The organism is Serratia sp. CY71090 (genome assembly GCF_052166845.1).
Lineage (GTDB): Bacteria > Pseudomonadota > Gammaproteobacteria > Enterobacterales > Enterobacteriaceae > Serratia > Serratia nematodiphila.
Genome location: NZ_JBJNOA010000001.1, coordinates 750,081 through 763,254, shown reverse-complemented (window position 1 = coordinate 763,254; position 13,174 = coordinate 750,081). Strand labels below are relative to the sequence as shown.

Below are 13,174 nucleotides of genomic sequence, written 5' to 3'. Positions count from 1 at the left end.
GTTATTGATTAACCTGACTATCCATAAAGCGATTCTCCCGTACGGCGCGAAGGCCACACGGATCATCCCCGGTTTTTATGTCCCAAAATGCCTTTCATCAAGGCGGTATCTCTTGTTATCGGCTACCACAGGCCGACGTCCGTCGGCGGAAGCATAAACGTAACATAACTGAGATAGTGAGTTTACGACAAGGTGACGAGAATGGGCAGACGGCGGGGGAATTATCGGAATAGCGCCGCCGCTGGCGATCGGCGGCGGCGGGGTCAGGCTCAGCGGCGGTTGCGCACCAGCTGGTAACGGCGGGTCAGGTACTCTACCGGCGCACTCCAGATATGCACCAGGCGGCAGAACGGGAACAGCACGAACAGCGTCATGCCCAGCACCATGTGCAGCTTGAAGATAAGCGCCACCCCTTCCAGGTGCGCAGAGGCGCCGGCGTGGAAGGTCACGACCGCCTGTGCCCAGGCCACCAGCTTCATCATTTCGCTGCCGTCCATATGCTGGGCGGAGAACGGAATGGTCAGCAGGCCGAGACACACCTGCACCACCAGCAACGTCAGGATCAGGATGTCGGCGAAGCTGCTGGTGGCGCGCACCCGCGGGTTGGTCAACCGGCGCTTCAGCAACAGCGCGCCGCCGATCAACGTCATCAGGCCGCAGGCGCCGCCGGCGATCATCGCCAGCTTTTGCTTCACGTCGATCGGCAGAAAGGCCTCATACATCCAGTGCGGCGTCAGCATGCCGAGGAAATGGCCCGCGAAGATGCCGATAATGCCGATGTGGAACAGGTTGGACGCCAGCCGCATGCCTTTTTTATCCAGCATCTGGCTGGAGCCGGCGCGCCAGCTGTATTGCCCGTAGTCGTAGCGCAGCCAGCTGCCGATCAGGAACACCGCGCCGGCCAGATAAGGGTAGATGTCGAAGAAGAACTGATTCAAAAATTGCATGATTAGCGTCCTTTGGTTCCGGTTAACGCATCCGTCAGATCCAGATACTGTGGCGCCACCGCGCCGGCGAAGCGCCGCTGGTGCGCCGTCTGCTGGGCGGAGGCGCAGCCCTGTTCACCGAGAAACTTGACCTGCTCCTCTTCCCACACCGCATCCAGCGCCTGCGGCGTATCGTCGCGCGCCTCTTGCGCCACCTGCGTCTCCAGCGCCTGCGCCTGCACCTCGCTGCCGGACAACGCCAGCAGCAAATCGAACAGCACCGCATACGGGCTTTCACGCTGCTGCAAGCGCGCGCCCAGCAGCGCCAGGATCGGCGCGATGTCCTGCAGCCCTTCGCGCGCCTGCGCCGCGTTGCGGCTGGCCAAATACTCCAGGTACAGCGGCAGGAAATCCGGCAGCTCGCGGCTGTCGATCTCCAGCCCGGCGGCGCGGTACTGCGCCATCAGGTCAACCATCGCCTGGCCGCGATCGCGCGATTCGCCGTGCACGTGTTCAAACAGCAGCAGCGAGGTGGCGCGGCCGCGATCGAACAGTTCGCAATAGTCGGCCTGCGCGTCCAGCAACGGGCGCGCGCACAGGCGGCGGATAAACAGAATCAGCTGCGCGCTGTGGTGCAGATCCAGCTCGCTGGCCGGCTCCAATGCTTCGATCAGCGCCTGCTGATGGTCAAACAGCGCCTGCTCCGGGTAATCCAGCAGGCGGGCGATCACTTTCAGGCTGATCATGAGGCGTCCTCCGGCCGCGCGCTTCTCGCGCTCACGTCGATGGCGTCGATACGGCGGCTGTTGAACAGGTTGAACTTGCCGTCGCTGCCGTGGCAACCGTCGCCGAAGCTGAAGCCACAGCCTTTGCTTTCCGGGAAGGCTTCACGCGCCAGCTCGCGGTGGCTCGACGGCACCACGAAGCGATCTTCATAGTTGGCGATCGCCAGGTAGCGATACATTTCCTGCGCCTGCGCTTCGCTCAGACCGACCTGCTCCAGCGCGCTGGTGTCGACCACGCCGTCGACGGTTTCCGCCCGTTTGTAATGGCGCATCGCCAGCATGCGCTTCAGCGCCAACAGTACCGGTTCGGTATCGCCGGCGGTCAGCAGGTTCGCCAGATACTGCACCGGGATGCGCAGGCTCTCGACGTCCGGCAATACGCCGCTGTGCGCCAGCTCGCCGGCGTCGGCGGCAGACTGAATCGGCGACAATGGCGGCACGTACCACACCATCGGCAGCGTGCGGTATTCCGGATGCAGCGGCAGCGCCAGCTTCCAGTCCATCGCCATTTTGTACACCGGCGACTGCTGAGCGGCTTCAATGACGCCCTGCGGCACGCCGTCCGCCAGCGCCTGAGCAATCACCTTCGGATCATGCGGATCGAGGAAGATATCGAGCTGGCTCTGGTACAGATCCTTGTCGTTCTCCACCGCCGCCGCCTGCTCGATGCGATCGGCGTCGTACAGCAGCACACCGAGGTAGCGAATGCGGCCGACGCAGGTTTCCGAACAGACCGTCGGCTGCCCGGCTTCGATGCGCGGGTAGCAGAAGATGCACTTCTCGGACTTGCCGCTCTTCCAGTTGAAGTAGATTTTCTTGTACGGGCAGCCGGTCAGGCACATGCGCCAGCCGCGGCACTTGTCCTGGTCGATCAGCACGATGCCGTCTTCGCCGCGCTTGTAGATCGCCCCGCTCGGGCAGGTGGCGACGCAGGCCGGGTTGAGGCAGTGCTCGCACAGGCGCGGCAGGTACATCATGAAGGTGTTTTCGAACTGGCCGTACATCGCCTTCTGCAGGTTGTCGAAGTTTTTGTCCTGCGAACGTTTTTCAAATTCCCCGCCGAGGATCTCCTCCCAGTTCGGGCCGCTTTCGATCTTGTTCATGCGCTGGCCGGTGATCAGCGAGCGCGGGCGCGCCACCGGCTGGTGCTTGCCCTGTTTGGCGGTGTGCAGATGCTGGTAGTCGTAATCGAACGGCTCGTAGTAGTCGTCCAGCGCCGGCACATCCGGGTTGGCGAAGATTTTCGCCAGCACGCCGACGCGGCTGCCCATGCGCGGCTCCAGCTTGCCGTTGATTTTACGGATCCAGCCGCCCTTCCATTTTTCCTGATCTTCCCAGGCGTGCGGATAGCCGACGCCGGGTTTGCTTTCCACGTTGTTGAACCAGGCGTATTCCATGCCTTCGCGGCTGGTCCAGACGTTCTTGCAGGTGACCGAACAGGTGTGGCAACCGATGCACTTGTCCAGATTCAGCACCATGCCGACTTGCGAACGAATTTTCATTTGTGGTTCTCCTGCTGACTGCCCTGCGCGTAGTCGTTGCCTTCGTCGTCCAACCAATCAATGCGGTTCATCTTGCGCACCACCACGAACTCGTCACGGTTGGAACCGACGGTGCCGTAGTAGTTGAAGCCGTAGGCCAGCTGCGCATAGCCGCCGATCATGTGGGTCGGCTTCGGACAGGCGCGGGTCACCGAGTTGTGGATGCCGCCGCGTTGGCTGGTGATCTCCGAGCCCGGCAGATTCACGATGCGCTCCTGCGCGTGGTACATCATGGTCATGCCGGCCGGGATACGCTGGCTGACCACCGCGCGCGCCGTCAGCGCGCCGTTGGCGTTGAAGGCCTCGATCCAGTCGTTGTCCGCGATGCCCAGATCTTTGGCGTCGTCTTCGCTCAGCCAGACGATCGGCCCGCCGCGCGACAGCGTCAGCATCAGCAGGTTGTCGCTGTAGGTGGAGTGGATACCCCACTTCTGGTGCGGCGTCAGGAAGTTCAGCGCCTTCTCCTTGTTGCCGTTCGGCTTGCTGTTGAGCAGCGGCTGGGCGGCGTGGGTATCGATCGGCGGCCTGTACGCCAGCAGGCTTTCGCCGAAGGCGCGCATCCACTCGTGGTCCTGATACAGCTGCTGGCGGCCGCTGAGCGTGCGCCACGGGATCAGCTCGTGCACGTTGGTGTAGCAGGCGTTATAGGAGACGTGTTCGTCTTCCAGGCCGGACCAGGTTGGGCTGGAGATGATTTTGCGCGGCTGCGCCTGAATGTCGCGGAAGCGAATTTTCTCGTCTTCCTTGTTCAGCGCCAGATGTCGGTGATCGCGGCCGGTGACGTTGCTCAGGGCTTCCCAGGCTTTCACCGCCACCTGGCCGTTGGTTTCCGGCGCCAGCGACAGGATCACTTCCGCCGCGTCTATCGCGCTCTCGATCTTCGGCCGCCCCGCCGCCGGGCCGTCGGCCTTGACGTAGTTAAGCTGCTTGAGGAAATCGACCTCGGTCTGGGTGTTCCAGCTGATGCCCTTGCCGCCGTTGCCCAGTTTGTCCAGCAACGGCCCCAGGGAGGTAAAACGCTCGTAGGTGGCCGGGTAATCGCGCTCCACAGCAATGATGTGCGGCGCGGTTTTGCCGGGGATCAGTTCGCACTCGCCTTTCTTCCAGTCCTGCACGCCGTAAGGCTGCGCCAGCTCGGCGGCGGAGTCGTGCTGAATAGGCAAGGTCACCACGTCGGTTTCCTGGCCCAGATGGCCGACGCACGCCTCGGAGAAGGCTTTGGCGATGCCCTTGTAGATCTCCCAGTCGCTCTTCGAGTCCCAGGCCGGATCGACCGCCGCCGACAGCGGATGAATGAACGGGTGCATGTCGGAGGTGTTCATGTCGTCTTTTTCGTACCAGGTGGCGGTCGGCAGCACCACGTCGGAATACAGGCAGGTGCTCGACATGCGGAAATCGAGCGTCACCACCAGATCCAGCTTGCCTTCGCCGCCCTGCTCGCGCCATTCCACTTCCTGCGGCTTCACGCCGCCCTGCTGGCCGAGATCTTTGCCCTGAATGCCGTTTTCGGTGCCCAACAGGTATTTGAGCATGTACTCATGACCCTTGCCGGAAGAGCCCAGCAGGTTGGAGCGCCAGACGAACAGGTTGCGCGGGAAGTTCTGCGGATTGTCCGGCTGCTCGGCGGCAAAGCCCAGCGAGCCGTTTTTCAGGCTGTCGACGGTAAATTCGACCGGCGACTGACCGGCCGCGCGGGCCTGCTCCGCCAGGCGCAGCGGGTTAGCGCCCAGCTGCGGCGCCGACGGCAGCCAGCCCATGCGCTCGGCGCGCACGTTGAAGTCGATCAGGCTGCCGCCGAAGCGCGACTTGTCCGCCAGCGGCGACAGCAGCTCATCGGCGCCGACGGTTTCATAACGCCATTGGCTGGAATGGTTGTAGAAGAACGAGGTGCTGTTCATGTGGCGCGGCGGGCGTTGCCAGTCGAGGCCGAACGCCAGCGGCAGCCAGCCGGTTTGCGGCCGCAGTTTTTCCTGGCCGACGTAGTGCGCCCAGCCGCCACCGCTCTGGCCGACGCAACCGCAGAAGATCAACATATTGATCAGGCCGCGGTAGGTCATGTCCATGTGATACCAGTGGTTGACGCCGGCGCCGACGATGATCATCGAACGGCCGTGGGTCTTCTCGGCGTTTTGCGCGAATTCGCGGGCAATGCGGATGATGTTGTGGCGCGATACGCCGGTGATCTGCTCAGCCCAGGCCGGGCTGTAAGCCTTGACCTCGTCATAGTCGGCGGCGCAGTTGGCGTCGCCCAGTCCGCGCTCCAGGCCGTAGTTTGCCAACGTCAGATCGTACACGCTGGTCACCAGCGCTTCGCTGCCGTCCGCCAACTGCAGGCGTTTCACCGGCAGCTTGTGCAGCAGGATCTCGTCCAGCGCCACGCTGTTGAAATGCTCGCTGTCGGCGCCGCCGAAGTACGGGAAACCCACCTCGGCGACGTCGTCATGCCTGCCCAACAGGCTGAGCTGCAGCTCGACTTCCTGTTGCGCCTTGCCTTCGCGCTGTTCCAGGTTCCACTTGCCCTTCTCGCCCCAGCGGAAACCGATGGAGCCCTGCGGCGCCACCAGCTCACCGCTGCGGCTGTCGATAGCGACGGTTTTCCATTCGGGATTGTTTTCCTGGCCCAATCCGTCCACCAGATCGGCGGCGCGCAGCAGGCGGCCGGCGGCGTAGTGGCCGCCTTCACGCGGCTCCAGCAGCACCAGCATCGGCATGTCGGTATAACGACGCACATAGTCGCGGAAGTAGCCGACTTCGCGATCGAGATGGAACTCTTTCAGCATCACGTGGCCCATCGCCAGCGCCATCGCGCTGTCGGTGCCCTGCTTCGGATTCAGCCAGTGGTCGCACAGCTTGGCGACTTCGGCATAGTCCGGCGTCACCGCCACGGTTTTGGTGCCCTTGTAACGCACTTCGGTAAAGAAGTGGGCGTCTGGGGTACGCGTTTGCGGCACGTTGGAGCCCCAGGCGATAATGTAAGAAGAGTTATACCAGTCGGCAGACTCCGGCACGTCGGTCTGCTCGCCCCAGGTCATCGGCGAAGCCGGCGGCAGATCGCAATACCAGTCGTAGAAGCTCAGGCAGGCGCCGCCGATCAGCGACAGGTAGCGGGCGCCGGCGGCGTAGGACACCATCGACATCGCCGGGATCGGCGAGAAGCCGATAATGCGGTCCGGGCCGAAGGTTTTGGTGGTATAGACGTTGGCGGCGGCGATCAGTTCATTGACCTCCTGCCAGCTGGAGCGGACGAAACCGCCGCGGCCGCGCGCCACCTTGTAGCTTTTGGCTTTTTCCGCATCGCCGACGATAGAGCCCCAGGCTTCGACCGGATCGCTGTGCTGCGCTTTCGCTTCGCGCCACAGCTTGAGCAGGCGCTTGCGCATCAGCGGGTATTTCAGCCGGTTGGCGCTGTAAAGGTACCAGGAGTAGCTGGCGCCGCGCGGGCAGCCGCGCGGTTCATGGTTGGGCAGATCGGGCCGGGTGCGCGGATAGTCGGTTTGCTGGGTTTCCCAGGTCACCAGACCATTCTTCACGTAAATCTTCCAACTGCAGGAACCGGTGCAGTTCACGCCGTGGGTGGAACGCACCACTTTGTCGTGCTGCCAACGGCTGCGGTAGCCGTCTTCCCAGTCGCGGTTGGTGTTCAAGGTCTGGCCGTGATCGCCAGAAAAAGGCTCCGCCAACTGCTTGAAATAGCGGAAACGGTCTAAAAATTTGCTCATCCGGAATGCTCCTGAAGGCTCTTGTCGTTATAAGAAGACATGCTCAATCTGCCGCCAGCCTACTGACGGCCAACCGGCGGCAAATTGATTGCGATCAAGAGAAAGCGGGAGGCGCCGCGCGCGTCGGCTGAGAAATACCACCAAAGTATAGGTGTGAAAGATTAAGTTAATTGATTGAATTAAAACGAGTAAAACAGAATATAGAAATAAAGGTGGGCAGGCGGGAGGCAAGGCGAGGTATTTGGGGGTAGGACGCGGGAGAAACCTCCCGCGTCAGACTGTTGACAAAGGGGGAAAAAGCGTGGTTTTTCCCCCTTTGTGGTGAGCGGCCGAAAATCAATAAATTGATTTTCCTTGTTTTTTATTTGGTGCTCTCTGCCAACCCGGCAAGGGTATAAGGTTTGTCATCAATCTCACGCGGGAGAAACCTCCCGCGTGATGCTGACTCGTCGCTTTCAGCGTTGAAGCCACAGCGTCGCGGTACCCACGGCGGGCAACGTCAGCTTGACCTCCGTGCCCTCTCCCTGCTGCCGCCAACCTGCCGGAAGGCGCAAGCGGGTGCTTCCCTCCCGATAGTAAGGATTGGCTACCAGCAGCAAGGCGCGATCGCCCAGAATAAACATCCGCGCCGGCATTTGCGGGTCGCTTCCCGCCAGCGGCGTTGATTTTCCCGTCAGCAGATAAGGGGTGAAGGCGGCGATTTGCTGCGACACGGCAGCCACGCCACGCCAGGTGGCGTCAAACTCCCGTTGGTCGAAGCGGCCGGTTTTACGCTTATAAAACAGATCGGTATAAGAATAAAACAACAGCCCCTTGGCGCCGCCGATCAGCGCCTGCCAGGCCTGATTGCGAATTTCCGCCTCTGACGGCGGATGTGGCTTGCGGCGGGCGTCATAAGCGGCGTGATCCATGATTTGCATCACCACCCAGGCCCCGCGTGCCTGGCGGGCGGCCTGCACCGTCAGTGCGGTATAACGCGTGGTGCGCGTCAGATCGCTATCGTTCCCCACCGGATAAGGGTCGGTCGCCAAAATGTCGCTGCTGTTGAAGTGAGCGTCCAACTCCCCGGTTTTGTTCAGCACCTGGAAAGTCGGATGATCGCCGTCAAGTCGCTTTATTTGCAGGTTTTTTTCCTCGATTTTATCGAGATATTCCGGCCCCAGCTCATCGTTGATGTACCAGGCAAGCAGGTTGGGCTGAGAGCGCAAACGCTGCACGTACCAGGCAGTCAGCGCCGCGTAGTCGCCACCGCGGACGGCCGGCGCGAAGCGGCTGCCGCGGTACTGATCTTTGACGGAGTAAATGACCAACAGCCCGCGCTTGCGTGCGTTGCGGAAAAAGGCGTATGGATCTTTCTTTTCCCCGTAATCATAGTTCAGCACCGTGTTGAATCCCGCCGAGGCGATGCGCGCCAAATGCTCATCGGTAGCCACGTTGGCGTAAATGCCCAACGGGAAAAGCCGTTGACCGTCGCGCAGGGTAAAACCTTCGCTGTCGATCGCCACTTTGGCCGCAGGCTGCCCGACGCGAAAAGACAGCTCGCTGCCCTGAGCCTGGCGGGATTGTGGACCGGTAACCTGCTGACGCAGGCGGTATTCACCCTGGGCCAGGCCGGCCGGCGGTTGGTATTCGATACGGCGTTGTCCTTCAACCTGATAACGGTCGCGGCTACTGTGAACAACCTGCCCCTCGGCATTGAGCAATTCGCTGTCGACCTGCAAATGCTGCGGTTGCGAAGTGACGACCAGCGTGTCAACTTTCCCCTGCGCCGACGCGCCGAGCTGATACAACGCCGGCATAGACGCTCGAGCACAGGCATAGGCGTCGTCAAACCAGGCGGTACCGGTGCTCCCCTTACGCAGATAAACGCCAAAAGTGATTCGCGCCGCCTGCGGCGGCACGGTATAGCTGGCGTTCACCTGCCGCCAGCCGCTGTCGCCGGTCACCCCAGCCGGATAGCTGCCTTCCAGAAAGCGCCCCTGCGCATCAAAGCTCTGCAGATAAACCCCAGCGCCGCCGTCGCGGCTTTGCCCGCGTACGCCGCGAGTCTTGAGCCAGACGCCGAAATCTATCGTCTGTCCGGGCACAACCTGCAGCGCCTGGTTGAAGGTACGGTATTGCGCTACATCTGCATTGTCATAACGCAGACTCCCCCTGCCACTGTGCGTATCGCCGTCGGCCTGCGCGCCCTGCGCTCGCCAGCCGCTGAGCCCCTGCTCAAAGCCGGGGTTGGTCAACAGATTGGGTTGGCAGTTCTGCGCCAGAGCCGCTGCGCCCCACAAGGCGCAACAGCCCAGAGCCGCCCGCCGATACATCCCCCTCATGGTCATTTCCTTTTCACTACGGCATTGAACAGATAGGTGGCGAACAAATAGCAGGATTTCTGGTACGACAGCCCCAAATGCTGACGGTAAATCCGCCATTGCCAGTCCGCAGCGCGGATTTTGTTGCCCGACAGCGAATGGGTAGACAATCGGTAACAGGCCAGCGGTTCGGGAATACAGTAGGCCAGGCCGTTACGCGCCTTCTGCAGCACCGCCAGCCACATCAAATAGTCCTCATGCCCCACTTTTTGCTGATACACCTTACCGATGCGCTTCTGGTTATAGATGCCGGTGAGATTGCCGATCCAGTTGCTTTTCAACATGTCCTGATAGCCGATAAGCTCATCCGCACCACGGGTGTTTTTGATCAACTTCAGATCGTCTTCGAAGGTGTAATAATGGGAACACACCACGTCATAGCGGCGGGTTTGCAAAATGCTCGCCTGGCGCGACAGCTTGTTGGGGAGCCATACGTCATCACTGTCGCAGAAGGCGATATAATCCCCGCTCGCCGCCTCAATGCCGATGTTGCGCGTTTCCGCCACGCCCTGGTTATGCTCATTGCGTATATAGGTGAGGCGATCGTGGATAAACGGCCGCACCACCTCGGCGGTGTTGTCGGTGGAGGCATCATCGATCACATACAGGTGATAGTCGGTAAATTGCTGGTTCAGCACACCAAGAATCGATTCTTTGATTGAGTTTGCCGCGTTGTAAGCGGGCATTATCACGGATATCTTTTCCATTCGGTCCTCACTCAATGAGCTGTTGCCACTGGGGATAAATACGTTCGGGAGAAAAACGGCGAGACTTATCAAGCGCAGCGACAGAAAAGCGATCGCGCAGAGCCGGATCGCGCATCAGTTCGAGCACGCCTTCGCTGAAGGCGGCGGCATCGTCATCGGGCACCAGATAGCCGTTGACGCCGTTGTCTATCAGCTCGGCCGGGCCGGTCTTGCAGTCGTAGGCCACCAGCGGCAGGCCGAAACTCATGGCTTCGATCAGCACCATCGGCAACCCCTCATAGCGCGACGTCATCACGTACAGGCTGGCCTGGCGATAATAGGCCGCCACGTCGGCGGTGGCCGGCAGCAGGCTCACCTGCTGCTCCAGCCCGGCGCCTTCAATCTGCCGCCGCAGTGCGTCGCGCTCAGGGCCGTCGCCAATAATCAACAGCCGCCAATCCGGCATCTGCGCCGCCACCCCTCGCCACAGCGCGATCAGACGATCGAAGCCTTTCTGATTGCTCAACCGCCCCACCGCCAGCGCCACCTTTTCCTGCAGCGCCGGCGTCGGCGCCTGTGCGCCGAACGGCGAAACGTTCTCGATCACCCGGCATTTCCCGGCGCCCACCCAGCGCGCGATGGCGTCGCTATCTTGCCGCGTCAGGAAAATCACGCGATCGCTCAACCGGTAAACCAACAACTTCAACCATTTAAATACGCGCGGATACTGGTGAAAGCTGACGTGTTCGCTCAATAACAGCCGGCTGCGGGCACAGAACAAACGTAGAAAAGGCGTCATCACCACCGACAGTTTTCCCATGGAAACGGTAATGATCACATCCGCGCGTTCACGCCGCAGTGCCAACGCCAGCCGCCATGGCCAGAACAGCGAATCGCCGCCGCCACAGCGTAGCCGGACGTTGCTCGCCAGCGGAAAGAAGCTCCGTTCGCCACACAGCGAAAACACCGCCACCTCGTAATTCGGCAGACGCGCCAGCGCATTGGCCAAACCGCTGGCGACCCGTTCAGTGCCGCCCTTGCCCGCCATATTTTCGATGACGATGATTACCTTGCGTGCTTGCATATCATCTCCTGAATCCCTGGCGCACATTGCGCAACAGCCGGCCGCCAACCGAGAACAACCCCAGCCGCGTCAGACAATCGCCATACCATTTGATCATCTTGAACTTGCCGCTCAGGCTGTGCCGCACGATGCGCGACGAGTAATAATTGAACGCCTGGGCGTTTTCCGAATACAGCGAGGCCAGCAGGTGCTTGCAGGCGAATCCGCTGATATGGCGATCGCTGGGGCTGAGGAAGGTATTGATAAAACGGTCGCTGGCCTCCAGGTTAAGCTTCGCCGTCATGCGTCCGTAGCGCCCCACGTCGAGAAACACCCCGCCGCCGGCGTCATGCGCCACCTGCGCGCCCAAATTGGTGGCGTTGACCAGAAAGCCCCAATCCTGATGTTTGTTGAGAAACTCGGGAAATAAAAAGCGGCGATCGCTTTTTTTACGCATGCTGATGGTGGATGACCGAATATCGCCCATTTCCAGAAAAAGAAAATCCTCGCCGGAAGAACCGGATTTGTAGTGGAAGTTGAAGTCGCGTACCGAATCGCCGCTCACCTCTGCATAATTACCGAAGATAATATCAATATGGCGATCTTCATGCTTCTTCATGCGGCGAATAATATAGTTGGTAGTGAAGTAATCATCCGAATCGAGAAAAAACACGATCTCCGATTGCGCTAAATTGGCGCCCAGGTTGCGCGATACCGCCGCATTGCTCTTCTGTTTTTTCTCATGCAGCATCACGTTGCTATTAGTCGCCGCTATCTGGCGAATATATTTGATGTCATCCTCGTCAGAGCAATCATCAACCAAAATCACCTGATAGTCGAACCCTTGGCAAGCGTTGAAAATCCGCTTCAGAGTTTTAGGCAGGTAACGCGCACTATTATAAATAGGGATCACGATCGAGAAATCCATTTCTTAACCCTCCAACTTAGAATTTATCATTTCTTTTCCACGGCAAAGCAGCAATAACGACACGTTAAATACCGGGACCAAAAAATAGGTTTCCGTAAAAGTTGTCAGCAGGAAAACCACCACTACCCAGCGCATGAATCGACTCAGCCTGCGCATATTCCCCAACAGGTGAAAATAACAAAAAAGCATGACAACAGAGGCGATCCCACCAGCCGAATAAAACATGGCGATGAAGAAAAAATCGACCGGCTTATAGGGTTCGATATTCATGCCGAACAGCGGATTGGGTAGCCCCACCGCCTGAAACATCTGCCAGGAGAACCAAATGCGCCCGGTCAACGCCTGGTTCAACAGCGCGTCCAATGCCGGATTGTTCCCCCAGCGTATAACGCTGGCGAACTGAAAGCCTATGATGGCCAACGTCAGCGCAATGCAGACTTTTCTATTGGGGGTAAAACGCAGCAGCGGCGCCAGCCAAAACAGCAACAACATCAACAGCGCCAACATAAAACAGGTGCGGGAATAGGAATACATCAGCACCGGGATAATTAACGCCGACACCGCCAGTGAGGCGATATTTTTCATTCCACGCGTTAATTTCGCATGGTCGATCAGGCACAGCAGCATGGCGAACAAGGCAAAAGAGTAATACGCCAAGGTGTTCGGGTTATCGAAACCCAGCGTTAATCTGTTGCCATAGCGCTCATCAAGGTAAACAAATCCCTCGGTGTAAAAGGTATAGGGGACAACCATCAACAGCCCGGCAACCACAAAAGCGATAGCGAACATTTCAGCGCCGCGCACCATCTCGATGCGGCGGAATAAAATTATCACCGCCGAGCTGAATACCGCGCCAAAAAGGTAATCACCATGTCCGGTGGCGATATTAACCAGAAACAGCAGAACCAAAAAACCCGCAACCGCTTTTTCCGCCATCGTAGCGATGAAAAATGCATAGCCGACATAGAGCAACATCAGGGCATTAAGCCCCGTCACGGTTTTATTAATCAGCTCGCTGTTGAACGATCCCGAGGTCAGGAAAGTTTTCACGAAAAAGATCAACAGGAAGGTCAATATGATTGATTGATTGACCAAATCCCGCGACTGATTATAACCGACATTGGCATGCATGTGAAAATTGGAGGCGACTCTCTGCATAAGCG

9 protein-coding genes are annotated in these 13,174 nt (G+C 59.5%); all 9 read right to left on the bottom strand.

Annotation, left to right across the window (positions count from 1 at the left end; all coding sequences use genetic code 11):
• Positions 1-269: 269 nt before the first annotated feature.
• Positions 270-947, bottom strand: coding sequence for a respiratory nitrate reductase subunit gamma (gene narI, locus ACJ8OK_RS03545; RefSeq protein WP_004934642.1), 678 nt, complete (start codon positions 945-947; stop codon positions 270-272).
• Positions 948-949: 2 nt separating this feature from the next.
• A complete protein-coding gene (narJ, locus tag ACJ8OK_RS03540; protein ID WP_004934644.1) occupies positions 950-1,672 on the bottom strand; it encodes a nitrate reductase molybdenum cofactor assembly chaperone in 723 nt (240 codons plus the stop codon).
• Positions 1,669-3,213, bottom strand: a complete 1,545-nt coding sequence (gene narH / locus ACJ8OK_RS03535) for a nitrate reductase subunit beta (protein ID WP_048323942.1) — start codon at positions 3,211-3,213, stop codon at positions 1,669-1,671. The genes narJ and narH overlap by 4 nt, the downstream gene beginning before the upstream one ends.
• Positions 3,210-6,971: a nitrate reductase subunit alpha gene (locus tag ACJ8OK_RS03530; protein WP_442530391.1), complete on the bottom strand. Its 3,762-nt coding sequence runs from the start codon at positions 6,969-6,971 to the stop codon at positions 3,210-3,212. The genes narH and ACJ8OK_RS03530 overlap by 4 nt, the downstream gene beginning before the upstream one ends.
• A gap of 455 nt (positions 6,972-7,426) precedes the next feature.
• Positions 7,427-9,286, bottom strand: a complete 1,860-nt coding sequence (locus ACJ8OK_RS03525; protein ID WP_033632793.1) for a carbohydrate-binding protein — start codon at positions 9,284-9,286, stop codon at positions 7,427-7,429.
• Between the two features lie 11 nt (positions 9,287-9,297).
• Positions 9,298-10,041, bottom strand: a complete 744-nt coding sequence (locus ACJ8OK_RS03520; protein ID WP_015378195.1) for a glycosyltransferase family 2 protein — start codon at positions 10,039-10,041, stop codon at positions 9,298-9,300.
• 7 nt (positions 10,042-10,048) lie between these two features.
• Positions 10,049-11,104 (bottom strand): glycosyltransferase family 4 protein, encoded by a 1,056-nt coding sequence (locus tag ACJ8OK_RS03515; RefSeq protein WP_004934660.1) that lies wholly within the window; start codon positions 11,102-11,104, stop codon positions 10,049-10,051.
• Between the two features lies 1 nt (position 11,105).
• Complete coding sequence (locus tag ACJ8OK_RS03510; RefSeq protein ID WP_004934661.1) at positions 11,106-12,011, bottom strand: glycosyltransferase family 2 protein; 906 nt, start codon at positions 12,009-12,011, stop codon at positions 11,106-11,108.
• A 3-nt stretch (positions 12,012-12,014) separates the two neighbouring features.
• Entirely contained in the window at positions 12,015-13,169 is a 1,155-nt protein-coding gene (locus ACJ8OK_RS03505) for a hypothetical protein (protein ID WP_060559799.1), read from the bottom strand.
• Positions 13,170-13,174: the final 5 nt, after the last annotated feature.

Bases quoted from the DNA above. Each gene is read 5' to 3' on its own strand.
- ACJ8OK_RS03510 (WP_004934661.1), bottom strand. From the start codon at position 12,011: ATGGATTTCTCGATCGTGATCCCTATTTATAATAGTGCGCGTTACCTG.
- ACJ8OK_RS03520 (WP_015378195.1), bottom strand. From the start codon at position 10,041: ATGGAAAAGATATCCGTGATAATGCCCGCTTACAACGCGGCAAACTCA.
- ACJ8OK_RS03515 (WP_004934660.1), bottom strand. From the start codon at position 11,104: ATGCAAGCACGCAAGGTAATCATCGTCATCGAAAATATGGCGGGCAAG.
- ACJ8OK_RS03530 (WP_442530391.1), bottom strand. From the start codon at position 6,971: ATGAGCAAATTTTTAGACCGTTTCCGCTATTTCAAGCAGTTGGCGGAG.
- ACJ8OK_RS03505 (WP_060559799.1), bottom strand. From the start codon at position 13,169: ATGCAGAGAGTCGCCTCCAATTTTCACATGCATGCCAATGTCGGTTAT.
- narH (WP_048323942.1), bottom strand. From the start codon at position 3,213: ATGAAAATTCGTTCGCAAGTCGGCATGGTGCTGAATCTGGACAAGTGC.
- narI (WP_004934642.1), bottom strand. From the start codon at position 947: ATGCAATTTTTGAATCAGTTCTTCTTCGACATCTACCCTTATCTGGCC.
- ACJ8OK_RS03525 (WP_033632793.1), bottom strand. From the start codon at position 9,286: ATGTATCGGCGGGCGGCTCTGGGCTGTTGCGCCTTGTGGGGCGCAGCG.
- narJ (WP_004934644.1), bottom strand. From the start codon at position 1,672: ATGATCAGCCTGAAAGTGATCGCCCGCCTGCTGGATTACCCGGAGCAG.